Genomic DNA, 24039 nt, shown 5'->3' on the forward strand with positions numbered 1-24039 from the left:
CTGCTTGACGATGTCAACTGTTCTCGGGCCGTCCCCCGCCGAGGCCCCGGCGGGGGCCGCCGCGCCGCCGCCGGCCGACGTGCGCTCGCTGCTGCGCCTGGCGCCGTACCTGCGGCCGCACGTGGTGGCCCTGACCATCATGCTGCTGACCAGCCTCGGGGTGGTGGCCCTGTCGATCGCGGTGCCGCTGGTCACCAAGGCCCTCATCGACGGGCCGATCACCGAGCGCGACGCGGGGGCGATCCTCCCGCTCGGCCTGCTCGCGCTGGGGCTCGGCGTGCTCGAGGCCGTGCTGGTCTTCTGGCGCCGCTGGGTGCAGTCCAACGCCGTGCTCGGCATCGAGACCGCGATGCGCCACGACCTCTACGAGCGCCTCCAGCGCCTGCCCATGGCCTTCCACAGCCGCTGGGGCTCGGGTCAGCTGCTCTCGCGCGCCACCACCGACCTCTCCGCGATCCGCCGCTTCAGCGGCTTCGGCGTGCTCTTCCTGCTGGTCAACGTCGTGCAGCTGGTCGCCACGACCGCGGTGCTGCTGCACATGTACTGGCCGCTGGGCCTGGTCGTCGCGGCGGCCGCCGCCCCCATCGTGTGGCTGTGCATGCGCTTCGAGAAGGAGTACGTCGTCGTCTCGCGCCGCGTGCAGGACGAGCAGGGCGACCTCGCCACCCTCGCCGAGGAGGGCGCCGTCGGCATCCGCGTCATCAAGTCCTTCGGCCGCAGCGGCCACGTCGGCGAGCAGTACGCCGCGGCCGCCCGCACCCTGCACGCCACGAGCATGGACAAGGTGCGTCTCTCGGCCCGCTTCTGGACCTTCCTCGGCGCGGTGCCCAACCTCGCGGTCGCGGCGGTGCTGCTGCTCGGTGCGATCGGTGTGGGCCGCGGCGCGCTCACGCCCGGCGAGCTGGTCGCCTTCATCACGCTGATGCTCTCGCTGGTCTGGCCGATCTCCTCCCTCGGCGTCATCCTCGCCATGGCCCAGGAGGCGATGACGGCGAGCGCGCGGATCCTGGAGATCTTCGACACCGAGCCCGCCATCGTCGGCGGCACGCGCCGCATCGAGCGGCCCCGCGGCCACCTGCGCCTGGAGCACGTCGACTTCGCCTTCCCCGACGCCCCCGACGAGCCGGTGCTGCGCGACGTCAACCTCGACGTCGCGCCGGGGGAGACCGTGGCCCTCGTCGGTGCCACCGGGTCGGGCAAGACCGCGCTGACCGCCCTGGTGCCGCGGCTGTGGGACGTGACCGGCGGACGGGTGCTGCTCGACGGGATCGACGTGCGCGAGCTCGACCTGGTGCACCTGCGCTCGCTGGTCGCCACCGCCTTCGAGGACCCCACGCTCTTCTCGATGAGCGCCCGGGAGAACCTCACCCTCGGTCGCGCCGACGCCTCCGACGCCGACGTCGCGGAGGCCCTCGAGATCAGCCAGGCGCAGTTCGTCCACGACCTGCCGTGGGGTCTCGACACCCGCATCGGCGAGCAGGGGCTCTCGCTCTCCGGGGGCCAGCGGCAGCGCCTGGCCCTGGCCCGTGCCGTGCTGGCGCGCCCGGCCGTGCTGGTGCTCGACGACACCCTGTCGGCCCTCGACGTGCACACCGAGAAGCTGGTCGAGGAGGCGCTGGGCCGCATCCTGGGGTCGACCACGGGGCTCGTCGTCGCGCACCGTGCCTCCACCGTGATGCTGGCCGACCGGGTCGCGCTGGTGGAGCACGGCACCATCACCCACGTCGGCGAGCACCGCGAGCTGCTGGCCACCGTGCCCGCCTACGCCCGGCTGCTGTCGGCCGAGGCCTGGGCCGACGACGCGGCGGTGTCGGTGTGAGCGCCGCGACCGACTGGCGTGGCGCGGCGGCGGTCGACGCCGACGAGGCCGCCGAGGCGATGACAGCCGCGCGGCTGGGCGGGGGCGCCCGCCGGCTGCTGGGGGAGCTGCTCGCGCCCTACCGCCGGGCGCTGTGGCTGCTCGTCGCGGTCGTCGTCGTCGAGAACGCCGCGCGCCTGGCGATCCCCTACCTGGTCAAGGTCGGCATCGACTCGGGCATCCCGCCCATCCGTCGCGACGACGACCTGACGGTGCTGCTGGTGGTGGTCGGCGCCGTGCTGGGCGCGACCCTGCTCCAGGCCGTCGCGCGCCAGCTCTTCCTGGTGCGCTCCGGGCGCATCGGCCAGGACGTCCTGCTCCAGGTGCGGCGCCGGGTCTTCGGCCACTTCCAGGACCTCAGCCCCGCCTTCCACGACGGCTACACCTCGGGCCGGGTCATCTCGCGCCAGACCTCCGACGTCGACGCCGTCTACGAGATGCTCGAGACCGGCTTCGACGGGCTCGTCACCGCGGCGCTCACCCTGGTCGGCACCGCGGCCATCCTGCTCTTCCTCGACGTCGAGCTGGGCCTGGTGGCGCTGCTGTGCGGGCCGTTCCTGGCGCTGCTCACCAACTGGTTCCGCAAGGCCTCGGCCCGCAGCTACCGCGCCACCCGCGAGAAGGTCGCGCTGGTCATCGTCCACTTCGTGGAGTCGATGGGCGGCATCCGTGCGGTGCAGGCCTTCCGGCGCGAGCCGCGCAACCAGGAGATCTTCGACGACGTCAACGAGCAGTACCGCGCGGCCAACCTCGTCGCGTTCCGTCTCGTCGCGTGGTTCATGCCCGGCATCCGCCTCATCGGCAACGTCACCATCGCCGTCGTGCTGCTCTACGGCGCCCTGCTGGCCTACCGCGGCGACGTGACCGTGGGCGTGCTGGCCGCCTTCCTGCTCTACCTGCGCCAATTCTTCGAGCCCATGATGGAGATCTCGCAGTTCTACAACACCTTCCAGTCGGCCTCCGCGGCGCTGGAGAAGCTCGCCGGGGTGCTGGAGGAGGAGCCCGACGTGCCGGAGCCGACCTCACCGGTCGCGCTGCCCGCCGCCCACGGGGAGCTGCGCTTCGACCACGTGCGCTTCGCCTACGTCGAGGACCGCCCGGTGCTGCCCGACCTCGACCTCGTCGTGCCGGCGGGCCAGACCCTGGCGCTGGTCGGCACGACCGGCGCGGGTAAGACCACCCTGGCCAAGCTCGCGACCCGCTTCTACGACCCCACCGGCGGCCGGGTGCTGCTCGACGGGGTCGACGTGCGCGACCTGACCTCCGACACCCTGCGCGACCACGTCGTCATGGTCACCCAGGAGAGCTACCTGTTCTCCGGCACGATCGCCGACAACATCCGCTTCGGGCGCCCGGGGGCCACGATGGCGCAGGTGGTCGAGGCGACCACCGCGCTGGGGGCCCACGACTTCATCGCCGCGATGCCCGACGGCTACGACACCGACGTCGCCAACCAGGGCGGTCGGCTCTCGGCCGGCCAGCGCCAGCTGGTCGCCTTCGCCCGGGCCTTCCTGGCCGATCCCGCGGTGCTCATCCTCGACGAGGCGACGTCCTCGCTCGACGTGCCCTCCGAGCGCCTGGTGCAGCAGGCGCTGCGCACCGTGCTGGCGGGCCGGACGGCGGTGATCATCGCCCACCGGCTCTCGACGGTGGAGATCGCCGACCGGGTCCTGGTGATGGAGCACGGGCGCATCGTCGAGGACGGCGCGCCCGGCGACCTGGTCGCCGGCGGCACCGGGCGCTACTCCGCCCTCCACGACGCCTGGGTGGAGTCGCTGGCCTGAGCGCGGCGCGGGTCAGAGGCCGCCGTCGAGGAACTGCGCCCTGCCCTCGCCGAAGGACCAGTCCTCCTTCTCGTTGGCACTCACCGAGACGATGAGGTCCTGCGGGCTCACCGCGCAGTGCTCCTCGAGCCGGTCGGCGAGCGCCCGGTAGAGCGCCTGCTTCTGCTCGGCGTCGCGGCCCTGCTGGAAGACCTGCACGACGACGATGCCGTCGGTGCGCTCGTAGCCCAGCCCGGTGTCCTCGGCGATGATCTGCCCGGCCGGGTGCTCGGTCACCACCTGGTAGCGGTCGCGGGCCGGCGCGGCGAAGACGTCGAGCATCACCTCCTGCACGACGTCGGCGAGGCGCCGCAGCTCCTCGGGGGTGCGGCCGGCGGTGACGTCGATCCTGACGAGCGGCATGGGTCTCCTCGGGGTGGTGGGGTCGGCGGTGACGGGTCGTGCCCGAGTCAAGCAGCAGGCCCCAGGGTCGGGTCTAGGGTCGGGTCATGGACGAGCGCAGGGGCGTCGACGAGCACGACGCGGTGGCGGTGGCCGAGCGGGTCGCCTCGGGACGGGCGAGCGCGCGGGAGGTGCTCGAGGAGAGCCTCGCGCGGGTGGCGCGGCTCGACCCGCCGCTCAACGCCTTCTCGGTCGTGCTCGCCGAGGCGGCCCGCGCCGAGGCCGACGCGCGCGACGCGGCACAGGCGGCGGGGGAGCCGCTGGGGCCGCTGCACGGGGTGCCGGTGGCGGTCAAGGAGGAGCTCGACGTCGCCGGCGCCGTGACGACGTACGGCGGCGAGGCCAACTCCGCCGCGGCGCCGGCCGACGCGGAGCTGGTGCGTCGGCTGCGCGCGGCGGGCGCGGTGGTGGTCGGCAAGACGACGATGCCGGAGTTCGGCGCGTTCCCGTTCACCGAGGGCGCCTCGCGCGGGCTGACCCGCAACCCCTGGGACCCCTCGCGGACCCCGGGCGGGTCGAGCGGGGGCACGGCGGTGGCGGTGGCGACGGGCATGGTGCCGGTGGCCGTCGGCGGCGACGGTGGCGGGTCGATCCGCATCCCCAGCGCCTGCTGCGGGCTCTTCGGCCTCAAGCCGCAGCGCGGGCGGGTGACCGCGGCGCCGCAGCCGCACCTGTGGTGGGCGCTGGGCACGACCGGCCCGCTGGCCCGCAGCGTCCGGGACGCCGCGCTGGTCTACGACGTGGTGCGCGGCAGCCTGCCCTCCGACCTCCACCACGCCGGGGAGGCCGGGTCCTTCGTGGAGGCGGCCGGCCGTGCCCCGGGGCGGCTGCGGGTCGGCTGGTCGGTGCGACCGGTCACCCGTGGGGTGCGCCCGCACCCGGAGCACGTCGCGGCCGTCCACGACACCGCGCGGCTGCTGGCCGAGCTGGGCCACGAGGTGCGCGAGGTCGACCCGCGCTACCCCGACCCGACCGCCGCCTTCGTGCCGCAGTTCCTCGCCGGCATCCGCTCGGAGGCCGAGCTGGTGCAGCACCCCGAGCGGCTGGAGCGCCGCACGCGCGAGACGCTGCGGCTGGGCGCGTGGGTGACCCCGCGGGTGCGGGAGGCCGCCCTGCGGCGCACCCGCACCGTCTCCGCCCTGGCCAACCGGGTCTTCGAGGGCGACGGCGCCGTCGACGTGCTGCTCACCCCCGCCACGGCCCACCGTCCCGCCCGGGCCGGAGTCCTCGACGGCCGGGGCACGGTGGCCAGCTCGCTGCTGGCGCTGCCCTCGATCGCCTACGCCGCGCTGTGGAACGTCGCGGGCAACCCCGCGGCCGCCGTGCCGGCGGGGCTGGCCTCCGACGGGCTGCCCCTGGCGGTGCAGCTGGTGGGCCGCACCGACGACGAGCCGACGCTGCTGAGCCTCAGCGCCCAGCTCGAGGCGGCACGCCCCTGGTCGTTCCCGCCCGCGCCCTAGACTCCGCGGGTGCTGCTGACCACGCCCGTCTCCCGCGTCCGTCGTCTGCTGGGCTTCCCCAGCCCCCTGGCCGGGCGGGTCGTGCTCGTCACCGGCGCCTCCTCCGGCATCGGCGAGGCCACCGCGGTGCAGGCCGCCGCGAAGGGCGCCACGGTGCTGCTCGTCGCCCGTCGTGCCGAGGAGCTGGCGCGCGTGCAGGGCGCCATCGAGGCGGCCGGCGGCCGGGCCACGACCTACCCCTGCGACCTCACCGACCCCGACGCCGTCGACGCCCTCGTCGCGCAGGTGCTGGCCGAGCACGGCGCGGTCGACCACCTGGTCAACAACGCCGGTCGCTCGATCCGCCGCTCGCTGCGCCTGAGCCACGACCGGCTGCACGACGTGGAGCGCACGATGGCGGTCAACTACCTCGGCCCGGTGCGGCTGACCATGGGCCTGCTCCCCGCGATGCGGGCCCAGGGCTTCGGCCACGTGGTCAACGTCGTGACCTGGGGCGTGCAGGTCAAGGCCCCGAAGTTCTCCGCCTACATCGCCTCCAAGACCGCCCTCGACACCTGGGGCCGCATCGCCGGGCGCGAGACCTACGCCGACGGCGTCGCCTTCACCGCCATGCGCTTCGCGCTGGTCCGCACCCCGATGATCGCCCCCACCGAGGCCTACGCCGGCCGGGGGGAGACCCCCGAGCGGGCCGGCGCGCGGGTCGTGCGGGCGCTGGAGGACCGCCCGGTCACCGTCGACACCCTCGCGGGCCGGCTGGGCGAGATCGTCACCATCGCCGCCCCGCGGCTCTCCGACGCGGTGTTCTCCCTCGTCGACGCGCGCTTCCCCGACTCCGCCGCGGCGCGCGGCTCCGACCGCCCCTAGACCAGCAGCCCGACGGCGGCGGCGACGCCCGCGGCCACGACCAGGGAGCGCAGCACGGTCGGCGGCAGGCGCCGGCCGATGCGGGCGCCGACGTAGCCGCCGCCCACCGAGCCGAGGGCGAGCAGCCCGACCGCGGTCCAGTCGAGGTCGGCGAACACGACGAAGATCGCGCCGGCCACGAGGTTGCCGGCCATCACCGCCAGGGTCTTGAGGGCGTTGAGAACGCGCATCTCCACGTCGAGTCCCAGGCCGAGCACGGCCATCGCCATCACCCCGGAGCCGGCGCCGAAGTAGCCGCCGTACACGCCGGTGAGGGCGCAGAAGACGCGGGTGGTGCGCGACATCGCGGTGCGGTCCACGGGGGTCCCGCCGTCGTGGCGCGACCGCAGCCGGGCCGAGAGGCGCGGCTGGACGCCCACCAGCAGGCACGTGAAGAGGATCAGCCACGGCACCACCGCCCCGAAGACCTCGGCCGGCAGGGAGAGCAGCAGGAAGGCCCCGGCCACCGCGCCGGTGCCGCAGGCCAGCAGCACCGACCAGGTGAGCCGCGGGTGCACGCGCAGCTCCGCGCGGTAACCCAGCGAGCCGCTGACGGCGCCGGGCAGGAGGCCCACGGTGTTGGAGGCGTTGGCCACCACCGGCGGCAGCCCGACGGCGAGCAGCACCGGGAAGCTCAGCAGCGACGCCACCCCCACCGTCGAGGTGAGCACGCCGGCCCCGAGGCCGGCGGCCAGCACGGCCAGCTGCTCGAGCCCGCTCACCGCTCCTCGTCGCGCAGCACGGCGACGTCGCTGACCATCTCGACGTGGCGGTGCATCGCCGCCGCCGCGGCGACGGGGTCGCCCGCGGCGATGGCGTCGGCGATGGCGCGGTGGCCGGCCAGGGAGTCCCGCGGGCGCCCGGGCTGGGAGAGCGACTCGATGCGCGACTCGCGGACGAGGTCGCCGATCTCGCCCATCAGCCGGGCCAGCAGCAGCGAGTGGGCGGCCGCGGTGACGGCGCCGTGGAAGCGCTCGTCGCCCTCCACGCCGCGACCACCGGCGGCGATGTCGGCCTCCATGGCGGCCAGGGCGTCGTGGATGCGCGCCAGGTCGTCGTCGGTGCGGCGCGCCGCGGCGAGCGAGGCGATCTTGGTCTCGAGCGCGTCGCGCGTCTCGAGGATCTCGGGCAGCCGGTCGGCGTGGGCGCGGATCGCGTCGGTGATGCGGGTGGTGGCCGGCACGCCCGGGGAGCCCGGGGAACCGGTCACCACGGTGCCGTCGCCGTGGCGCACCGCGACCACCCCGATGACCTCGAGGGCCACCAGGGCCTGGCTCAGCGTCGCGCGGCTCACCCCGAGCCGGGTCGCGAGCTCGCGCTCGGGCGGCAGCCGGTCGCCGGCCACGAGTCCGTTCTCCTGCACCCACCCGGTGATCTGCTCCGCCACCTGCTCGTAGAGCCGGGTGCGGGCGAGGCGGCGCGGGAAGGCGGCGTCGGACATGCGGCCAGCGTATTGACTAATGGGTCATTGGGCTATTGGCTAGGCCACTGAGCCAGATGTGATCGCGGTCACCGGGACCGCCGGGGCTCGGGAGAGAGGGACCTGATGGGACCGGAATGGGTAGCGATCATCGCGCTCGTCGCGTTGTTCGTGATCGGCACGCTGCTGCCGATCAACATGGGAGCGTTGGCCTACGTCGCCGCGTGGTTGGTGGGCATGTACGCCCTGGAGCTCGACGAGAAGGAGATCCTGGCCGGGGTCAGCGGTGACCTGATCCTCACGCTGATCGGCGTCACCTACCTGTTCGCGATCGCGAGGAACAACGGCACCGTCGACCTCATCGTGCGCAGCGCGGTCAGGGCCGTGGGCGGGCGCGTCGCGCTCATCCCGTGGGTGATGTTCTTCGTGACCGCGCTGCTGACCGCGATCGGCGCGGCCAGCCCGGCCGCCTGCGCCATCATCGGCCCGATCGCCCTCGGGTTCGCCGGTCGCTACCGCATCAGCCCGCTGATGATGGGCATGTTCGTCGTCCACGGCGCGCAGGCCGGCGGGTTCTCGCCGATCAGCATCTACGGCATCATCACCAACTCGGTGATGGAGGACGCCGGTCTGCCGTCCAACGAGATCGTGGTGTTCCTCTCCAGCCTGATCGTCAACTTCCTGCTCGCGGTCGTGCTCTTCGCCGTCCTCGGCGGTCGCGAGCTCGTCAGCCGCCGCATCGACGCCGACGAGGCCCAGGGGCCCGACACCCTCACCGAGGACCTCCACCGCGGCGGCGCCTCGATCCCGGCCCGCGGCACGGGCACCACCACCGCGACGCCGACGCAGTCGCTGGGCGTGCGCAGCGACCAGGTGCTGACGCTCATCGCCTTCGTCGCGGTCGCCGTCATCGCGCTGGCCTTCGACAAGAACATCGGCTTCGTGGCCATCACGGCCGCGGTCATCCTGGCCATGCTCTCGCCCAACCAGCACAAGGACGCCGTCAAGCAGGTCGCCTGGCCCACGGTGCTCCTGGTCGCGGGCGTGAGCACCTACGCCACGATCCTCACCACCGCGGGCTCCCCGGAGTTCGTCGGCACGTGGGCCGCCGGCCTGGGTGCGGCCGCGCTCGGCGCGCTGATCCTCTGCTACGTCGGTGGTGTGGTCTCGGCCTTCGCCTCCTCCACGGCGCTGCTGCCGGTGATCATCCCGATCGCGGTGCCGCTCATCGCCGACGGCGGCATCAACGCCGCGCTCTTCGTGGCGGCCCTCGCGGTCTCCTCGACCATCGTCGACGTGAGCCCGTTCTCGACCAACGGCGCCCTGATGCTGGCCAACCGGCCCGACACCATCAGCGAGCCCGTCTACTACAAGCAGATCCTGACCTACAGCGTGATCGTGGTCGTCCTCGGACCGCTCCTGGTCTGGGCCGCGCTCGTGCTGCCGCACTGGTGAGAGGGACGACCACACCGATGACCGACCAGACCCCCGACCAGACCCCCGGCCGGACCCCCGGTGCCGGCCCCAGCGGCACCCCCCTGGCCGACGTGCTCGTCGTCGACCTGACCCGCGCCCTGGCCGGCCCCCACGCCACGATGATGCTGGGCGACCTCGGCGCCCGCGTGGTCAAGGTGGAGACCCCGCAGGGCGGCGACGACACCCGCGGCTGGGGCCCGCCCTTCGTGGGCGAGCCCGACCAGCGGCAGTCGACGTACTTCCTCTCCGCCAACCGCAACAAGGAGTCGATCGCCCTCGACCTCAAGGACGACAGCGAGGGCGGCGACCGCGAGGTCCTGCTGCGCCTGGTCGACCGCGCCGACGTGCTGGTGGAGAACTTCCGCACCGGCGTCCTCGAGCGGCTCGGCCTGGGCATCGAGGAGCTGCAGCGGCGCAACCCGCGTCTCGTGGTGCTCTCCATCACCGGCTTCGGCCACGACGGTCCCGAGGGCGGGCGGGCCGGCTACGACCAGATCGCCCAGGGCGAGGCCGGCCTGATGTCGCTCACCGGCTCCGGGCCCGACGACCCCCAGCGGGTCGGCACGCCCATCGCCGACCTCCTGTCGGGCATGTACGGCGCCTACGGCGTGCTGGCCGCCCTCAACGAGCGCCACCGCACCGGGCGCGGCAGCGTCGTGCGCACGTCCCTGCTGGCCTCGCTGGTCGGCGTGCACGCCTTCCAGGGCACCCGCTGGACCGTGGCCGGCGAGGTCGGCCGCGCCCAGGGCAACCACCACCCCTCGATCTCGCCCTACGGCCTGTTCCGCTGCCGCGACGGCGCGGTGCAGATCGCGCTGGGCAGCGAGGGCCTGTGGCGCCGCTTCTGCGCCGGCTTCGGACTCGACCCGGAGGCCGAGGGCCTGGCCACCAACCCCGAGCGCGTCGCCGTGCGCGAGCAGGTCGTGGCCCTAGTCGAGTCGGTCTTCGCCGACTGGGACAGCGAGCCCCTGCTCGCGCGGCTGGCCGAGGTCGGGGTGCCGGCGGGCAAGGTCCGCACCCTCGACGAGGTCTACACCTGGGACCAGACCCTCAGCCAGGGGCTGGTCGTCGACGTCGAGCACTCCACGCTCGGCACGGTCTCGCTGCCCGGCCCGCCGCTGCGCTTCTTCGACAGCGACGGAGCCGAGGTGACCCGGCGCGACCACGCCGCGCCGCCGGTGCTCGACGAGCACGGCGCCGCCCTCCGCGCATGGCTGGAGGAGGAGGCGTGAGCGAGCGCTGGACCGCGCACCAGCTGCTCGAGCTGGTGCTCGACGACGGCTCCTACGAGTCGTGGGACGCCCCCATCGACATCTCCGGGCACTCCGCCGACTACCGCGCGGCGCTCGAGCGCGCCGCGCAGAAGGCCGGCACCGACGAGTCGGTGGTCACCGGCCGCGGCACGATGCACGGGCGGCCCGTCGCGGTCGTGGCCAACGAGTTCGGGTTCCTGGCCGGCTCCATCGGTCGCGCCGCGGCCGACCGGATCGCCTCCGCCGTACGCCGCGCCACCGCCGAGGGGCTGCCCCTGCTCGCGACGACGGCCTCCGGCGGCACCCGCATGCAGGAGGGCACCCCCGCCTTCGTGCAGATGGTCGAGATCTCTCGCGCGATCATGGCCCACCGGGCCGCGGGGCTGCCGTACCTCGTCTACCTGCGCAACCCCACCATGGGCGGGGTCTTCGCCTCCTGGGGCTCGCTGGCCCACGTGACGGTCGCCGAGCCGGGCGCGCTGGTCGGCTTCCTGGGCCCGAAGGTCTACGAGGCCCTCAACGGCGAGCCCTTCCCGAGCGGTGTGCAGACCGCGGAGAACCTCGCCGACCGTGGCGTCATCGACGCGGTCGTGCCGGCCGAGCAGCTGCCCGCCCTGGTCGACCAGGCCCTGGCGGTGCTGGTCGACGCCCCCGACGAGCCGGCGCTGCCGCGCCGCACCGGCGAGCCCGACCCCGACGCCTCGGCCTGGGCCGCCATCGAGCGCACCCGGGCGCCGGGCCGCGCGGGGGTGCGCGACCTGCTGCGCCACGCCGGGTCGCGCACGCTGCGCCTGCGCGGCACCGACGAGGGCGAGCACGACCACACCGTGATCGTCGCGCTGACCCGCCTCGACGGCCAGCCGTGCGTCGTCGTGGGCCAGGACCGCACGCGCCAGACCCCCGCCACCCCGATGGGGCCGGGCGCGCTGCGCGAGGCCCGTCGCGCCATGCGGCTCGCCGAGGAGCTCGGCCTGCCGCTGGTCACCGTCATCGACACCCCGGGTGCGGAGCTGTCCCAGCGTGCGGAGGAGGGGGCGATCGCGGGCGAGATCGCCCGGTGCATCGCCACGATGACCACCATGACCGTGCCCACCCTGTCGGTGGTGCTCGGCCAGGGCTGCGGGGGAGGGGCGCTCGCGCTGCTGCCCGCGCAGGTGGTCGTCGCAGCCGAGAGCGCCTGGCTCTCCCCGCTGCCCCCCGAGGGCGCCAGCGCGATCGTGCACCGCGGCGACACCGGCCACGCGGCCGAGATGTCGGAGCACCAGCAGGTCCGCGCCGTCGACCTGTTGCGCGACGGCACGGTGCACCACGTCGTGCCCGAGCACGCCGACGACGACGCGGCGGCGCTGGCGCGCGCGGTCGCCGCGGAGTGCTCGGCCCGCCTCCGGGACCTGGTGGCGGGCCGGGGCTGAGCCCTCAGCTGGCCTTCGGGGCCGCCGCCTTGCGCGTGGTGCGCGTGGCGGCGGTCTTCGCGGTCTTGGCGGTCTTGGCAGCCGGGGTCTTCTTCGCGGTGCTCTTCTTCGCGGTGCCCTTCGTGGGCTTCTTCGCAGCCTTCTTCGTGGTCTTCGTCGTGTTCTTCGTCGTGTTCTTCGTCGTGGTCTTCCCCACCGGCGCCGAGGCCTGGCCCGCCTCGCCCCGGGCGCTCTTGGCGGCGTCGACCGAGCGCTGCAGGGCGGCCAGCAGGTCGACGACCTCGCCGGAGGACTTGGTCGAGGTGGCGGTGCGCTTGAGCTCGCCGCCCTCGATCTTGGCCTTCACCAGGGCCTCGACGGCCCCGGCGTAGTCGTCCTCGAACTCCGCGGTGTCGAAGTCCCCGGCCAGGGTCTCGACCAGCATCGTGGCCATCGCGACCTCGCTGTCCTTGACCTCGCCGGGCTCGACGGAGAAGTCGGGGGTGCGGATCTCGTCGGGCCACATCATGGTCTGGAGCACGATCACGTCCTCGCGCACCCGCAGCACCGCGATGGAGGTCCGCTGGCGCAGCGCCACCGTGACCACGGCCATCCGGTCGGCGTCGACGAGGGCCTGGCGCAGCAGGGCGTAGGGCTTGGCGCCGGACTTCTCCGGCTCGAGGTAGTAGCTCTTCTCGAAGAGCATCGGGTCGATCTGGTCGCTCGGCACGAACTTCTCGACCGCGATCTCGCGCGAGGACGACGCGGGCAGCTCGGCCATGTCGTCGTCGGTGAGCACGACCATCTCGCCGTCCTCGGTCTCGTAGCCCTTCGCGATCTCGCTGTAGGGCACCTCCTCGCCGTCGACCGAGCAGATCCGCTGGTAGCGGATGCGGCCCCCGTCGGCGACGTGCACCTGGCGGAAGGAGACGTCGTGGGACTCGGTGGCGGCGTAGAGCTTCACCGGCACGTTGACCAGGCCGAAGGAGACGGCGCCCTTCCAGATGGCTCGCATGCGCCGAGTATTCCCCTCCGCCGCCTGCGCGTCATCACCCCGCGCGGGGTGCTGCCGGCCGGGGGCGGGTGCGCCAGGATGGCCGCATGCTGCCGATGCTGGCCACGAAGGCCGACCACGTGCCGACCGGCCCGGGGTGGGTCCACGAGGTGAAGTGGGACGGCGTGCGGGCGCTCGTCGACACCGCCGGCGGCTCCACCCGCCTGACCAGCCGCAACGACAACGCCATCACCCTGGCCTGGCCCGACCTGGTCGACGCGCCGCTGGGGCGCCGCGACGTCCTCCTCGACGGCGAGATCATCGCGATGAACGACGCGGGCCTGCCCGACTTCCGCGTGCTCCAGGACCGGATGCACGTACGCCGCGCCGCGACGGCCGCCCGCCTGGCCGAGCAGGTGCCCGCGCTGCTCATGGTCTTCGACGTCCTGCGCCTCGACGGGGCCGACCTCACCGGCGAGCCGCTCGCCCGGCGTCGCGAGCTGCTCGAGGACCTGGTCGCCGACGGCCTCGGCGGCACGTGGCAGGTGCCGCCGACCTACGACGACGGCGCGATGCTCGCCGAGGCGACGCGGGCGCAGGGGCTGGAGGGCATCGTCAGCAAGCGGCTCACCTCGCGCTACACCCCGGGCGAGCGCAGCCCCCACTGGCTCAAGCGGGCCCACCGCCACCGGCTGTCCTACGTCGTGGGCGGCTGGCGGCCCCAGGAGGGCACGACCGACCGGCTCGGGGCGCTGCTGGTGGGCGAGCCCACCCACGACGGTCTGCTCTACCGCGGTCGGGTGGGCAGCGGCATCGGCGGGCGGGCCTCCGCCCTGCTCGCCGAGGCGCTCGCCCCGCTCGCACGGGGTGACAGCCCGTTCGCCAACGAGGTGCCCCCGGTCGACGCGCGCGACACCCGGTGGGTGGAGCCGCGGCTGGTGGTCGACGTCGACACCCACCACACCTCGCGGGCCCAGCGGCTGCGCCAGCCGTCGTACCAGGGCCTGCGCCCCGACCTGGCTCCGCAGGACGTCGTCGCGCCGGCCCCGGGGGAGGGTCGGTGAGCCCCGAGCGCCAGGAGGTGCGCGTCGAGGTCGACGGCCGCACGCTGACCCTCTCCAGCCTCGACAAGGTCATGTACCCCGCGACCGGCACCACCAAGGGCGAGGTCCTCGACTACTACGCCCGGGTCTCAGCGGTGCTGCTGCCGCACCTCGCCGACCGGGCGGTGACCCGCATCCGGTGGCCGCACGGCGTCGCCGACGGGAGCTTCTACGAGAAGAACGCCCCCGCGGGCACCCCGTCGTGGGTCCGCACCGCCCGGGTGCCCACCACCGGCACCCGTGGCCCGAGCCGCCACGGCGACACGGTCGTCTTCCCCGTCGTCGACGACCTGGCCACCCTGACCTGGCTGGCCAACCTCTCCGCCCTCGAGCTCCACGTCCACCAGTGGACGGTGGGCCGCAACGGACGCCCGCGCAACGCCGACCGCCTCGTCGTCGACCTCGACCCCGGCGAGCCGGCCGGCCTGCACGAGTGCTGCCAGGTCGCGCTGCTGGTGCGCGAGGAGCTGGCGGGCCACGACCTGGCGGTGCGCCCCGTCACCAGCGGCAGCAAGGGCCTGCACCTCTACGCCGACCTGCCCGGCCGGATGCGTCCCGACGACTCCACCGCGCTGGCCAAGGAGGTCGCCGAGGCACTCCAGACGCGCGTGCCGCGGCTGGTCACGGCGACCATGACCAAGGCCCGGCGCGGTGGCAAGGTGTTCCTGGACTGGTCGCAGAACGCCGGCTCCAAGACGACGGTCTCGCCGTACTCGCTGCGCGGGCGCGAGCGGCCCACCGTCGCCGCCCCCGTGACCTGGGCGGAGGTCGAGGCGGGAGCCGAGGACCCGCTCGGCCTGGAGCAGCTGCGCTTCGAGGAGGTCCTCGACCGCGTCGCCGACCTCGGCGACCTGTTCGCCCCTGCCACCTGAGCGGCCCGCCTGGCCTTAGGGTGGGCACATGCCGCGGGTTCTGGTCGTCGAGGACGAGGAGGACATCGCGTTCCCCCTGGTCCGCACCCTCGAGCGCGAGGGCTACGACGTCGTCTGGGTCGACAGCGGGCAGAAGGCCCTCGACGACCTCGCCGGCGGCGCGACGGCGGTCCCGGCCGACGTGGTGATCCTCGACCTCGGCCTGCCCGACATGGACGGCCTGGAGGTCTGCCGCCGCGCGCGCGAGGCCGGCTTCGGCGGCGCGATCATGATCGTCACCGCCCGCGCGGCCGAGCTCGACCGCGTCGTCGGGCTCGACTACGGCGCCGACGACTACGTCGCGAAGCCCTTCGGCCTGGCCGAGCTCCAGGCGCGGGTGCGGGCGCTGCTGCGCCGCACCACGGCGGTCCGCGAGCCCGAGCCCGCCCACGACGGGCTGCGCATCGACGTCGGCGCGCGCCGGGTCTACGCCGGCGACGTCGAGGTGCCGCTGACCGGCAAGGAGTTCGACGTGCTCAGCATCCTCGCCGCCCAGCGCGACAAGGTCGTCTCCCGCGGCCGGCTGATGGCCGACGTGTGGGACGAGAACTGGTACGGCTCGACCAAGACCCTCGACGTCACCATCGGCCGGCTGCGCCAGAAGCTGGAGAGCGTCGGCGTCACCGAGAAGGTCGTCGCCGTGCGCGGCGTCGGCTTCCGCCTCGAGACCCCCGCGCCGTGAGCGCCCACCCGGAGCGGGCCGTCGAGACCTGGCTCACCGACATGGACGGCGTGCTGGTGCACGAGGAGGTGCCCATCCCGGGCGCCCAGCAGTTCATCGAGCGGCTCAAGGACTCCGGCCTGGGCTTCCTGGTGCTCACCAACAACTCGATCTACACCCCGCGCGACCTGTGCGCCCGGCTGCTCGGCAGCGGGATCGACGTGCCCGAGGGCGCCATCTGGACCTCGGCGCTGGCGACCGCGCAGTTCCTGGCCGACCAGCGCCCCGGCGGCACGGCCTACGTCGTCGGCGAGGCCGGCCTGACCACGGCGCTGCACGACATCGGCTACGTCATGACCGACCGCGACCCCGACTACGTCGTGCTCGGTGAGACCCGCACCTACTCCTTCGAGGCCATCACCCGCGCGATCCGGCTCATCGCCGACGGAGCCCGCTTCATCGCCACCAACCCCGACCCCAGCGGGCCCTCGCAGCAGGGCATGCTCCCCGCCACGGGCTCGGTGGCCGCGCTCATCAGCACCGCCACCGGCCGCCAGCCCTACTTCATCGGCAAGCCCAACCCGCTCATGATGCGCAGCGCCCTCAACCGCATCGACGCCCACTCCGAGACCACGGTGATGGTCGGCGACCGGATGGACACCGACATCATCAGCGGTCTCGAGGCGGGGCTGCGCACGGTGCTGGTCACCAGCGGCTCGACCCGCGCCGACCAGGTCGAGACCTTCCCCTACCGGCCCACCCGGGTCTTCGAGTCCGTGGCCGACCTGGTCGACCTCGTCGGCGACGGCACGCTCTAGTCGCGACCCGGCCGGCTCAGCCGGCGGGGCCGTCGCGCACCACCGCGAGCACGGCTCGGGCCAGCGCCTCGCCCAACACGTCGCCGTCGAGCGGCCGGACCGCGACCTGCTCGTCGTCGAAGAGCGCCTGGCTCGCCCCGAGCGCGAACAGCACGCGCCAGGCCGCGCCGGCCTGCTCCGGCGTGGTCGCGAAGCGCTCCACCAGCCACCCGCTCACCGTGTCGCCGAGGCGGTGGGTCGCCGCCGTGGCGGGCGGGCCCAGCCGGGGGTCGCTGCGGCCCTCGACGAGGAAGGTGCGCAGGGGAGCGCGCTCGGTGGCGAAGATCCCCAGCGCGGCGCGGGCGAGCAGCCCCACGGCGCGGTCGTCGTCGGGCTCGGCGTCGGCGGCGGCGAACGACGCGGCGGTCGCCGCCTCGATCCGGGCCAGCGCACGGGCCTGCGCGGCCACCAGGAGTCCGGTGCGGTCGCCGAAGCGGTGGTAGAGCGAGCCGTTGGAGGTGCCGGCCCGGCGGGCCACGGCGGCGACCGTCACCGCCGCCAGTCCGCCCTCGGCCAGCAGGTCGAGGGCCGCGGCGAGCATGCGGTCGGCCGACGACTCGCTGCGCGACTGCACGGGGATCCTCACGCCGACGACCCTAGCGCGACTGGAGCAGGTGCTCTAGTTTGGCTCCCATGAGGACCTTCACTTGGCGCGGGCAGCGCTTCGGCGGCGTGGGCCGCGACCACTGGCGGCGGGTCAACGACCGCCTCGACCCCGAGACCGACTTCGTCGAGATCTACCGCAACGTCGTCACCTACGACCTGCCCTGGGACATGAACCAGGCCCTCTCCTTCGCGCTCTTCCGCACCTACGCCGTGCCGGGCATCGGTCGCCTGCTCGACGAGACCGGCCAGTTCACCGGGGCGGTGCAGAAGCGCTACGACGACACCGGGCTGCTGCTCGAGGTGCCGCTGCTCCACGGCTTCGAGCACCCCGAGGCCCGCACGGCCGTGCGGCGCATCAACCAGATGCACCGCTCCTACGACATCCCCGAGCACGAGATGCGCTACGTGCTGTCGACCTTCGTGGTCGTGCCCAAGCGCTGGGTCGACGACTACGGCTGGCGCCGGCTCACCGACGGCGAGCTGCGGGCGTCGGTCAACTACTACCGCGAGCTCGGCCGCCACCTCGGCATCCGCGACGTCCCGGAGGACTACGCCGGCTTCGAGCGGCTGCTCGACGACTACGAGGCCGTCCACTTCGCCCCCGACCCCGGCGCCCGTCGGGTCGCCGACGCCACGCTCGGGCTGATGCTCACCTTCTACCCCCGCCCCGCCGCACGGGCGGTCGAGGTGTTCAGCCGCGCGCTCATGGACCCGCCGCTGCGCTCGGCCCTCCAGTACGCCGCGCCCCCGGCCGCCGTCGTGGCCGCCTCCCGCGGTGCGCTCAAGGCGCGCGGCCTGCTGCTGCGGGCGTTCCCGAGCCGCATGAGCGCGCGCACCGTCAACGACCTGCCCTACGTGCGCTCCTACCCCGACGGCTTCGACGTGGCCGCGCTCGGCACCCGGCCGGTGCCGGGGGTCGCCGGCTGCCCGGTGCGGCAGGCGTAACGTCGGGGGCGTGCAGCGTGCGCGACGACGACGGGTCTACCTGGTGCTGATGGGCACCTGCCTCGTGCTCGTCGTGCTCGCCTGGAACGTCGTCCGGCTGTGGTCGACCTCGGCGGCGGTGGTGATGAGCGTGGTCGCGGCGGTGATCCCGCCGGTGGCCAGCGTGGTCGCCAACCACGGCGCGCTGGCGGAGAGCGACCTGCCCCGGGAGCGCCCGGAGCGCCGCCCGCCGCCTCCCGACCCCGACCGCTGACCGGTCCGCGGCTCAGCCCAGGGTGGCGTCGCGCCAGGCCAGCATCGCGGCCCTGGCCCTCGCCACCTCCGCCTCGACGCCGGGCAGCAGCGCCTCGATGCCCTCGGTAGTGCCCGACTCGGCCACGCGCTCGACCCGGCGCAGGGCCTCGGCGGCGTCGCGGGCGCCGAGGTTGAGCGCGCCGCCCACGAGCTTGTGGGCGCAGCCGCGCACCTCCGCCGGATCGGCGCCCTGCGCCAGCAGCTCCCGCAGCCGGCTGAGCGTCTCGGCGCCGTTGGTGACGAAGTTGCCGATGGCACGGGCCAGGTAGGTGCCGTCCTCGTCGACCTCGCGCAGCATCTCGAGCCGGTCGAGGTCGAGCTGCGCCACCGCCTGCGGGGCGGTGGCGCGGCGCAGCGCGGTGGGCATCTCGACCTCGACGCCCAGCCAGCGACCGAGGGTGGCCGCCAGGGCGGTCGGGTCGACGGGCTTGGTGAGGAAGTCGTCCATGCCGGCCTCGAGGCAGCGCTCGCGCTCACCCTCGACGGCCGCGGCCGTCATGGCCACGATGGGGCGGCGCGCACCGGACTCGGCGGCGCGGATGGCGCGGGTGGCGGCGTAGCCGTCCATGTGCGGCATCTGCACGTCCATGAGGATGACGTCCCAGTCCTCCGCAGCGGCGCGGGCGACCCCCTCGGCCCCGTCGTCGACGGTGACGACCTCGAAGCCCAGCGCCTCGAGCAGACCCGTGGCGACCATCTGGTTGACCGCGTTGTCCTCGACCACGAGCACCCGACCGAGCACGGCCGGGTCGTCCTGCTCGCGGGTGCGGCCCTCGCCGGCTTCCTGGCCGGCGCCGTCGCCGCCCGCCCCGGAGGTGGCCGTGCCCAGCAGCTGCACCAGGGTGGAGCGCAGGACCCCGGTGACGACGGGCTTGACCAGCCAGTCGTCGACGCCGGCGGCGTCGAGCTCCTCGGGGGCGACGGCCGGGGTGGAGGTGAGCACGAGCAGCCGCACCCCGTCCCACGCCGGGTCGGACCGCACCGCGCGGGCCAGGCCGAGGCCGTCGACCCCGGGCATGACCAGGTCGAGCACGACGGCGTCGAAGGGGTCGCCCGCGGCACGGGCGCGGGCGAGCTCGTCCAGGGCCTCGGCGGCCGACGCCGCCCCGACCGTGCTGATCTCCCACCAGCTCAGCTGCTCCTCGAGGATCAGCCGGTTCGCGCCCACGTCGTCGACGACCAGCACCCGGTGCGCCGACAGCAGGGTCCGGGCCTCGACCTCGGCGGGGTCGATGCCGTCCCCGGCCGCCTCCCGCAGCGGCACCGAGAAGGAGAAGACGCTGCCGCCCCCGTCGCGCGGGGCGTAGGTGATGTCCCCTCCCATCGCGTGGACGATCTCGCGGGAGATGGCCAGGCCCAGACCGGTGCCGCCGTAGACCCGGGTCGTGCTGGCGTCGGCCTGGGTGAAGGGCTCGAAGAGGTGGTCGAGCTCGCTCGGGTCGACCCCGACCCCCGAGTCGCTCACCGAGACCGCCAGGCGCACCCCGCCGTCGCCCGCGGGCCCCGTCGTCGGCGCGGCGGTGACGCGCACGGCCACCCCGCCGGTCTCGGTGAACTTCACCGCGTTGGAGACCAGGTTGGTGAGCACCTGCGCGAGCCGGGTCGGGTCGCCGGCGAGCACCACCGGCACGTCGGGGTGGCAGGAGACCGACAGGTCGAGCCCGCGCGTGCGCGCCGACTCGGCCAGCACCCCGACGACCTGGTCGAGCACGAGCCGCACCTCGAAGTCGAGGGTCTCCAGCTCGAGGCGCCCGGCCTCGATCTTGGAGAAGTCGAGGATGTCGTTGATGACGCCGAGCAGGGCGCGTCCCGCCACCTGCACGCCGGAGGCCAGGCGCTGCTGCCGTGTCTCCAGGCCCGAGCGCAGCAGCAGGTCGGTGAGGCCGATGACGCCGTTGAGGGGGGTGCGGATCTCGTGGCTCATTGTGGCCAGGAACTCCGACTTCTGCAGCGACGCGGCCATCGCCTCGTCGCGGGCCGCCGCGAGGGCGCGGTCGTCGCGCTCGCGCTCGGCGACGCGCCCCAGCTGGCCCGCGACCAGCCCCACCATCGCCTCGATCATGGCGTGGCGGTAGAGCGGCGGGTCGCTGGTGAGGGTGACGACCGCGCAGACCTCGTCGTCCAGCGTGACCGGGAAGCCGATGGTGAGCCGGGCGTCGTCCCACCGCGGTCGCCGCTCGCGCAGGACCCGCCGGGCCAGGGCGAGCTCGTTGGCCGTCTCGACCGGGGTGCTCAGGTCCTCCGCGGTCTCGACCTCGCCGCGGTGCAGCGGGGCGAGGTCGTCGCTGTCCGCCACCGGCACGAAGGCGCGCCCGCGCACCCAGTCGTCGTGCAGCAGCACCAGCGACCGCGCCTGCAGCAGCACCTCCTCCAGGGTCCTCGCCTGGTTGGCGGCGCTGGCCACGGTCTGCATGAGGGCGTTCTGGGCGACCTGGTCCTGCAGCGCCAGCTCGGTCTCGTGGGCCTCGGTGACGTCCTGGTGGGTGCCGGCCATCCACCGACGACCACCGGCCTCGTGGACGCGGCCGCGGGCCCTGGTCCACACCCAGCCCTCGCCGGCACGCATCCGTGCCACGAACGCGAGGTCCTCGGGGCCGGCCAGCGCCTGGGCCACCGCGTCCTCGACCCGGCCCCGGTCCTCGGGGTGCACCCGGTCCAGGAACCCCTCGACGTCGGTCAGCGGCTCGTCCTGGGGCAGCCCGTAGAGGGCGAGCAGCGCGGGCGAGACGGTCACCAGGCCGGTGTCGAGGTCCCAGTGCCAGCCGCCGATGCGAGCGATCTGCTGGGCCTCGGCGAGGCTGGCCTCGCTGGTGCGCAGGGCCTCGGTGGTGGCCCGCCGCTCGGTGTAGTCGGTGAAGGTGAAGATCACGCGGGTCAGGCGGCCCTGCTCGTCGCGCAGCGGGCTCTCCCTCGTCAGGGTCCACAGCACGCCCCCGTCGCGCCGCAGCAGCTGCACCTCCACCGGCGCCTCCCGCACCCGGCCCTCGCGCAGGTCGGCCAGGTGCGCCTCGAAGTCGGCGACCCCGCCGGGGTCGAGCGCGGCGCGCAGGTCCATCGTCATGGCCTCGTGCTCCGGCACGCCGCACATGCGGGCGATGACCCGGTTGGCGTAGACGGTGCGCCCCTCGAGGTCGACCACCCAGACGCCGTCGGGGGAGGACTCCACGATGTCGCGGTAGAGATCCACCGGTTGCACGTGAGGTCCCCCCGGGCGTCGATTGGTGGGTCCCACGATAGGGCTCAGCTCAGGTCGCCGGCGATCAGGTAGCTGCCGTCGGACTGCTGCTCCAGCTGGAGGGTCACCGACTCCTCGACCGGCCCGCCGCCGGCCTCGGTCTGACGCCGGTAGACGTAGCTGACCGTGCCCGCCGCAGGGTCGGCGCTCACGTCGAGCACCTCGGCACGCCGCACGGTGCCCCAGAAGCCCAGGTAGCCGTCGAGCCCGCCGCTGGCCTGCTGGAAGGCCGGGGTCAGCATCGTGAACGCCGACTCCGGGTCGGAGGCGGCGAGCGGGATGTACTGGTCCACGAAGGCGGTCATCGACGCCGCGGTCGGCCGTGGCTGCGCCGTCGGCGAGGGGGAGCCGGAGGGCGACCCCGACGGCGAGGCCTCGGGGCTGCCCGAGGCGCTGCCCGCCGACCCCGGGGCCGCGGTGGCCGGCTGCTCGGTGGCGCGGTCGTTGCCGAGCAGGAAGGCGAGCCCCGTCACCGCGGCGATGGCGACGAGGGCCAGTGCCGCGGCCAGCACCCGCCCCGTGCGCCGGGGCCGTGCCGCCCGGTCCCCGGTGGCGGCCGCCGCCGCGGCGGGGGTGACCACGGGGGCCACGCCCGTCGAGACGGGCGGCAGCACCGAGAGCCGCTGGGTCTCACCGGATCCGGCGCGGGGGAGCACCGCGGTCTGCGCCGAGCCCGGCCCGGCGGCGAGGAAGTCCCGCACCCGGTGCATCGGCCAGCGCTCGGCCGGGTCGTGGGTCATCGTGTGCTCGAGCAGCGGGGCCAGCCAGCCGGCGTCGTCGAGTCGCGGAGGGTCCTCGTGCACGATGCGGTAGAGCGCGCCGAGCACGTTGTCCTTGACCTCGTAGGGCGGGTGGCCCGACAGCGCGTGGTAGAGCGAGGCGCCGAGCGACCAGACGTCGCTGCGGTCGGTCGCGGTAGACCCGGAGGCCACCTCGGGCGCCAGGTAGGCCGGCGACCCCGTGACCAGGCCGGTCTGCGTCAGCGACGGGTCGGCCTCGGCGCGCGCGATGCCGAAGTCCGAGAGCTTGAGGTGGCCCTCGTCGGTCACCAGCATGTTCGACGGCTTCACGTCGCGGTGCACGATGCCGGCGGCGTGCGCCGCGGCGAGGGCGTCCGCGGCCTGGCCCAGCAGCGGCCCCGCCTGGTCGGGGGTGAGGCGGCCCCGGTCCCGCAGCAGCCCGGAGAGGTTGGTGCCCTCGACGTACTCCATCACCAGCCACTGCTGGTCGCCCTCGTCGACGAGGTCGAAGACCGCGACCACGTGGGGGTGGTTGAGCCGGGCCGCCAGCTTAGCCTCGCGCTCGGCGCGGTGGAGGTCGGCGTCGCTGGCGCCCGGCGCCAGCCCGATCCGCTTGACCGCCACCTGGCGTCCGAGCACCTCGTCGCGGCCGAGCCACACGGCGCCCATGCCCCCTCGCCCGACCTCCCGGTCGAGGGTGTACCTGCCTGCGATCAACGTCTGACCTCCTGGCGCGCCACGATAGGCGCTGCGGCGGCGGCGCTCATCCTCCGACGGGGTGGGCGGGTGGGCGCCGGTGGTCCTCGTGCGGCAGGCTTGTCCCGGCGGGACCCGCCCGCCGTCCGTCCCGAAAGGCCCGACGTGCCCCTCGACCCCACCCTCCTCGACGACCTCGCGTGGCGCGGACTCCTCGCCCACACGACGGACCTCGACGCCCTGCGCGAGGCGCTGGCGGCCGGGAGCGTGCGGTACTACGTCGGCTTCGACCCCACGGCGCCCAGCCTCCACCTCGGCAACCTGGTCCAGATCCTCACCGCGCGCCGCCTCCAGGACGCCGGCCACACGCCCTACCTCCTGGTCGGCGGCGCGACCGGCATGATCGGCGACCCGCGCGACTCCGGCGAGCGGACCCTGAACTCCGCCGACACGGTCGCGGAGTGGGTCCAGCGGGTCCGGGCCCAGATCGAGCCGTTCCTCTCCTTCGAGGGCGACAACGCGGCGACGATGGTCAACAACCTCGACTGGACCGGCGGACTCTCGGTCATCGACTTCCTGCGCGACATCGGCAAGCACTTCCCGGTCAACCGCATGCTGGCCCGCGACACGGTGCGCCGACGGCTGGAGTCCGGCATCAGCTACACCGAGTTCAGCTACGTCCTGCTGCAGTCGATGGACTACCTCGCGCTCTTCCGCGACCACGGCGTCACGCTGCAGTTCGGCGGCTCCGACCAGTGGGGCAACCTCACCGGCGGGGTCGAGCTCGTGCGTCGTGCGGACGGCGCGTCCGTGCACGCCTTCGCGACCCCGCTCATCACCAAGACCGACGGCACCAAGTACGGCAAGACCGAGGGCGGCGCCCTGTGGCTCGACCCGGGGATGATGTCGCCCTACGCCTTCTTCCAGTTCTGGCTCAACGTCGAGGACGAGAAGGTCGGCGAGCTGCTGCGGATCTTCACCTTCCTCCCGCGGGCCGAGATCGAGGCCCTG

21 protein-coding genes (1 of these 21 cut by a window edge) are annotated in these 24039 nt (G+C 74.3%); 14 read left to right on the forward strand and 7 right to left on the reverse strand.

Annotation, left to right across the window (positions count from 1 at the left end; translation table 11 throughout):
• Positions 1 to 10: 10 nt before the first annotated feature.
• On the forward strand, positions 11 to 1819 hold the full coding sequence (locus tag ASF50_RS03385) for an ABC transporter ATP-binding protein (RefSeq protein ID WP_056903480.1): 1809 nt from the start codon (positions 11 to 13) through the stop codon (positions 1817 to 1819).
• Positions 1816 to 3642, forward strand: a complete 1827-nt coding sequence (locus ASF50_RS03390) for an ABC transporter ATP-binding protein (RefSeq protein WP_056903481.1) — start codon at positions 1816 to 1818, stop codon at positions 3640 to 3642. The genes ASF50_RS03385 and ASF50_RS03390 overlap by 4 nt, the downstream gene beginning before the upstream one ends.
• 12 nt (positions 3643 to 3654) lie before the next feature.
• On the opposite strand, the gene ASF50_RS03395 is transcribed toward ASF50_RS03390, so the two are convergent.
• Complete coding sequence (locus ASF50_RS03395) at positions 3655 to 4044, reverse strand: tautomerase family protein (protein WP_056903482.1); 390 nt, start codon at positions 4042 to 4044, stop codon at positions 3655 to 3657.
• A gap of 86 nt (positions 4045 to 4130) precedes the next feature.
• Between ASF50_RS03395 and ASF50_RS03400 the strand changes: the two genes are divergently transcribed.
• Together ASF50_RS03400 and ASF50_RS03405 are read left to right on the forward strand one after the other, a co-directional pair.
• Positions 4131 to 5543, forward strand: a complete 1413-nt coding sequence (locus ASF50_RS03400) for an amidase (RefSeq protein ID WP_056903483.1) — start codon at positions 4131 to 4133, stop codon at positions 5541 to 5543.
• Positions 5544 to 5552: 9 nt separating this feature from the next.
• Complete coding sequence (locus ASF50_RS03405; RefSeq protein ID WP_056903484.1) at positions 5553 to 6407, forward strand: SDR family NAD(P)-dependent oxidoreductase; 855 nt, start codon at positions 5553 to 5555, stop codon at positions 6405 to 6407.
• On the opposite strand, the gene ASF50_RS03410 is transcribed toward ASF50_RS03405, so the two are convergent.
• Positions 6404 to 7168, reverse strand: coding sequence for a sulfite exporter TauE/SafE family protein (locus tag ASF50_RS03410; RefSeq protein WP_056903485.1), 765 nt, complete (start codon positions 7166 to 7168; stop codon positions 6404 to 6406). The genes ASF50_RS03405 and ASF50_RS03410 overlap by 4 nt on opposite strands.
• Positions 7165 to 7887, reverse strand: coding sequence for a FadR/GntR family transcriptional regulator (locus tag ASF50_RS03415; RefSeq protein ID WP_056865872.1), 723 nt, complete (start codon positions 7885 to 7887; stop codon positions 7165 to 7167). Before ASF50_RS03415 ends, ASF50_RS03410 begins: the two co-directional genes overlap by 4 nt.
• A 105-nt stretch (positions 7888 to 7992) precedes the next feature.
• Between ASF50_RS03415 and ASF50_RS03420 the strand changes: the two genes are divergently transcribed.
• Genes ASF50_RS03420 through ASF50_RS03430 form a run of 3 tightly spaced genes read left to right on the forward strand, consistent with a single transcriptional unit; the run spans position 7993 to position 12007 of the window.
• Positions 7993 to 9321 carry an SLC13 family permease gene (locus ASF50_RS03420; RefSeq protein ID WP_056903486.1) on the forward strand — a complete coding sequence of 443 codons (1329 nt, stop codon included), beginning with the start codon at positions 7993 to 7995 and terminating at the stop codon, positions 9319 to 9321.
• 17 nt (positions 9322 to 9338) lie between these two features.
• A complete protein-coding gene (locus tag ASF50_RS03425) occupies positions 9339 to 10574 on the forward strand; it encodes a CaiB/BaiF CoA transferase family protein (RefSeq protein WP_082500575.1) in 1236 nt (411 codons plus the stop codon).
• Entirely contained in the window at positions 10571 to 12007 is a 1437-nt protein-coding gene (locus ASF50_RS03430) for a carboxyl transferase domain-containing protein (RefSeq protein ID WP_082502717.1), read from the forward strand. The genes ASF50_RS03425 and ASF50_RS03430 overlap by 4 nt, the downstream gene beginning before the upstream one ends.
• Positions 12008 to 12011: 4 nt before the next feature.
• Here ASF50_RS03430 and ASF50_RS03435 read toward each other — a convergent pair whose 3' ends face one another.
• Positions 12012 to 13001, reverse strand: coding sequence for a Ku protein (locus ASF50_RS03435; RefSeq protein ID WP_056903488.1), 990 nt, complete (start codon positions 12999 to 13001; stop codon positions 12012 to 12014).
• An 86-nt stretch (positions 13002 to 13087) separates the two neighbouring features.
• On the opposite strand from ASF50_RS03435, the gene ligD (ASF50_RS03440) reads away from it, so the two are divergent.
• From ligD (ASF50_RS03440) to ASF50_RS03455, 4 genes are read left to right on the forward strand one after another with little or no spacing between them, the layout of a single operon-like run.
• A complete protein-coding gene (ligD, locus tag ASF50_RS03440; RefSeq protein ID WP_056903489.1) occupies positions 13088 to 14044 on the forward strand; it encodes a non-homologous end-joining DNA ligase in 957 nt (318 codons plus the stop codon).
• Positions 14041 to 14955, forward strand: a complete 915-nt coding sequence (gene ligD, locus ASF50_RS03445) for a non-homologous end-joining DNA ligase (protein ID WP_056903490.1) — start codon at positions 14041 to 14043, stop codon at positions 14953 to 14955. Before ligD (ASF50_RS03440) ends, ligD (ASF50_RS03445) begins: the two co-directional genes overlap by 4 nt.
• Positions 14956 to 14983: 28 nt before the next feature.
• Positions 14984 to 15676, forward strand: a complete 693-nt coding sequence (locus ASF50_RS03450; protein WP_056865878.1) for a response regulator transcription factor — start codon at positions 14984 to 14986, stop codon at positions 15674 to 15676.
• Between the two features lie 41 nt (positions 15677 to 15717).
• Positions 15718 to 16473, forward strand: coding sequence for an HAD-IIA family hydrolase (locus tag ASF50_RS03455; RefSeq protein ID WP_056904211.1), 756 nt, complete (start codon positions 15718 to 15720; stop codon positions 16471 to 16473).
• A gap of 16 nt (positions 16474 to 16489) precedes the next feature.
• Here the strand turns inward: ASF50_RS03455 and ASF50_RS19390 are convergent, their stop codons facing one another.
• On the reverse strand, positions 16490 to 17098 hold the full coding sequence (locus ASF50_RS19390) for a TetR family transcriptional regulator (RefSeq protein WP_200920027.1): 609 nt from the start codon (positions 17096 to 17098) through the stop codon (positions 16490 to 16492).
• Positions 17099 to 17145: 47 nt separating this feature from the next.
• Between ASF50_RS19390 and ASF50_RS03465 the strand changes: the two genes are divergently transcribed.
• Both ASF50_RS03465 and ASF50_RS03470 read left to right on the forward strand, forming a co-directional pair.
• Complete coding sequence (locus ASF50_RS03465; protein ID WP_082502719.1) at positions 17146 to 18063, forward strand: oxygenase MpaB family protein; 918 nt, start codon at positions 17146 to 17148, stop codon at positions 18061 to 18063.
• Positions 18064 to 18073: 10 nt separating this feature from the next.
• Complete coding sequence (locus ASF50_RS03470; RefSeq protein ID WP_056865880.1) at positions 18074 to 18316, forward strand: DUF3099 domain-containing protein; 243 nt, start codon at positions 18074 to 18076, stop codon at positions 18314 to 18316.
• 12 nt (positions 18317 to 18328) lie between these two features.
• Here the strand turns inward: ASF50_RS03470 and ASF50_RS03475 are convergent, their stop codons facing one another.
• Both ASF50_RS03475 and ASF50_RS03480 read right to left on the reverse strand, forming a co-directional pair.
• Entirely contained in the window at positions 18329 to 21544 is a 3216-nt protein-coding gene (locus ASF50_RS03475; RefSeq protein ID WP_056903493.1) for a response regulator, read from the reverse strand.
• Positions 21545 to 21597: 53 nt separating this feature from the next.
• Positions 21598 to 23049, reverse strand: coding sequence for a serine/threonine-protein kinase (locus ASF50_RS03480; RefSeq protein WP_156718056.1), 1452 nt, complete (start codon positions 23047 to 23049; stop codon positions 21598 to 21600).
• Between the two features lie 144 nt (positions 23050 to 23193).
• Here ASF50_RS03480 and tyrS point away from each other — a divergent pair, with 144 nt between their 5' ends.
• Positions 23194 to 24039, forward strand: the 5' portion of a protein-coding gene (gene tyrS / locus ASF50_RS03485; RefSeq protein ID WP_056903495.1) for a tyrosine--tRNA ligase. Its footprint extends 426 nt past the window's final position; the window shows 846 of its 1272 coding nt (coding positions 1-846); the start codon lies at positions 23194 to 23196; its stop codon lies beyond the right edge, outside the window.

It is taken from the genome of Nocardioides sp. Leaf307 (genome assembly GCF_001423135.1).
Lineage (GTDB): Bacteria > Actinomycetota > Actinomycetes > Propionibacteriales > Nocardioidaceae > Nocardioides > Nocardioides kribbensis.

Excerpts from the sequence above, each read along its gene's own strand:
- ASF50_RS03385 (WP_056903480.1), top strand. The coding sequence starts at position 11 with ATGTCAACTGTTCTCGGGCCGTCCCCCGCCGAGGCCCCGGCGGGGGCC.
- ASF50_RS03395 (WP_056903482.1), bottom strand. The coding sequence starts at position 4,044 with ATGCCGCTCGTCAGGATCGACGTCACCGCCGGCCGCACCCCCGAGGAG.
- ASF50_RS03400 (WP_056903483.1), top strand. The coding sequence starts at position 4,131 with ATGGACGAGCGCAGGGGCGTCGACGAGCACGACGCGGTGGCGGTGGCC.
- ASF50_RS03415 (WP_056865872.1), bottom strand. The coding sequence starts at position 7,887 with ATGTCCGACGCCGCCTTCCCGCGCCGCCTCGCCCGCACCCGGCTCTAC.
- ASF50_RS03420 (WP_056903486.1), top strand. The coding sequence starts at position 7,993 with ATGGGACCGGAATGGGTAGCGATCATCGCGCTCGTCGCGTTGTTCGTG.
- ASF50_RS03425 (WP_082500575.1), top strand. The coding sequence starts at position 9,339 with ATGACCGACCAGACCCCCGACCAGACCCCCGGCCGGACCCCCGGTGCC.
- ASF50_RS03435 (WP_056903488.1), bottom strand. The coding sequence starts at position 13,001 with ATGCGAGCCATCTGGAAGGGCGCCGTCTCCTTCGGCCTGGTCAACGTG.
- ligD (WP_056903489.1), top strand. The coding sequence starts at position 13,088 with ATGCTGCCGATGCTGGCCACGAAGGCCGACCACGTGCCGACCGGCCCG.
- ASF50_RS03450 (WP_056865878.1), top strand. The coding sequence starts at position 14,984 with ATGCCGCGGGTTCTGGTCGTCGAGGACGAGGAGGACATCGCGTTCCCC.
- ASF50_RS03455 (WP_056904211.1), top strand. The coding sequence starts at position 15,718 with ATGGACGGCGTGCTGGTGCACGAGGAGGTGCCCATCCCGGGCGCCCAG.
- ASF50_RS03465 (WP_082502719.1), top strand. The coding sequence starts at position 17,146 with ATGAGGACCTTCACTTGGCGCGGGCAGCGCTTCGGCGGCGTGGGCCGC.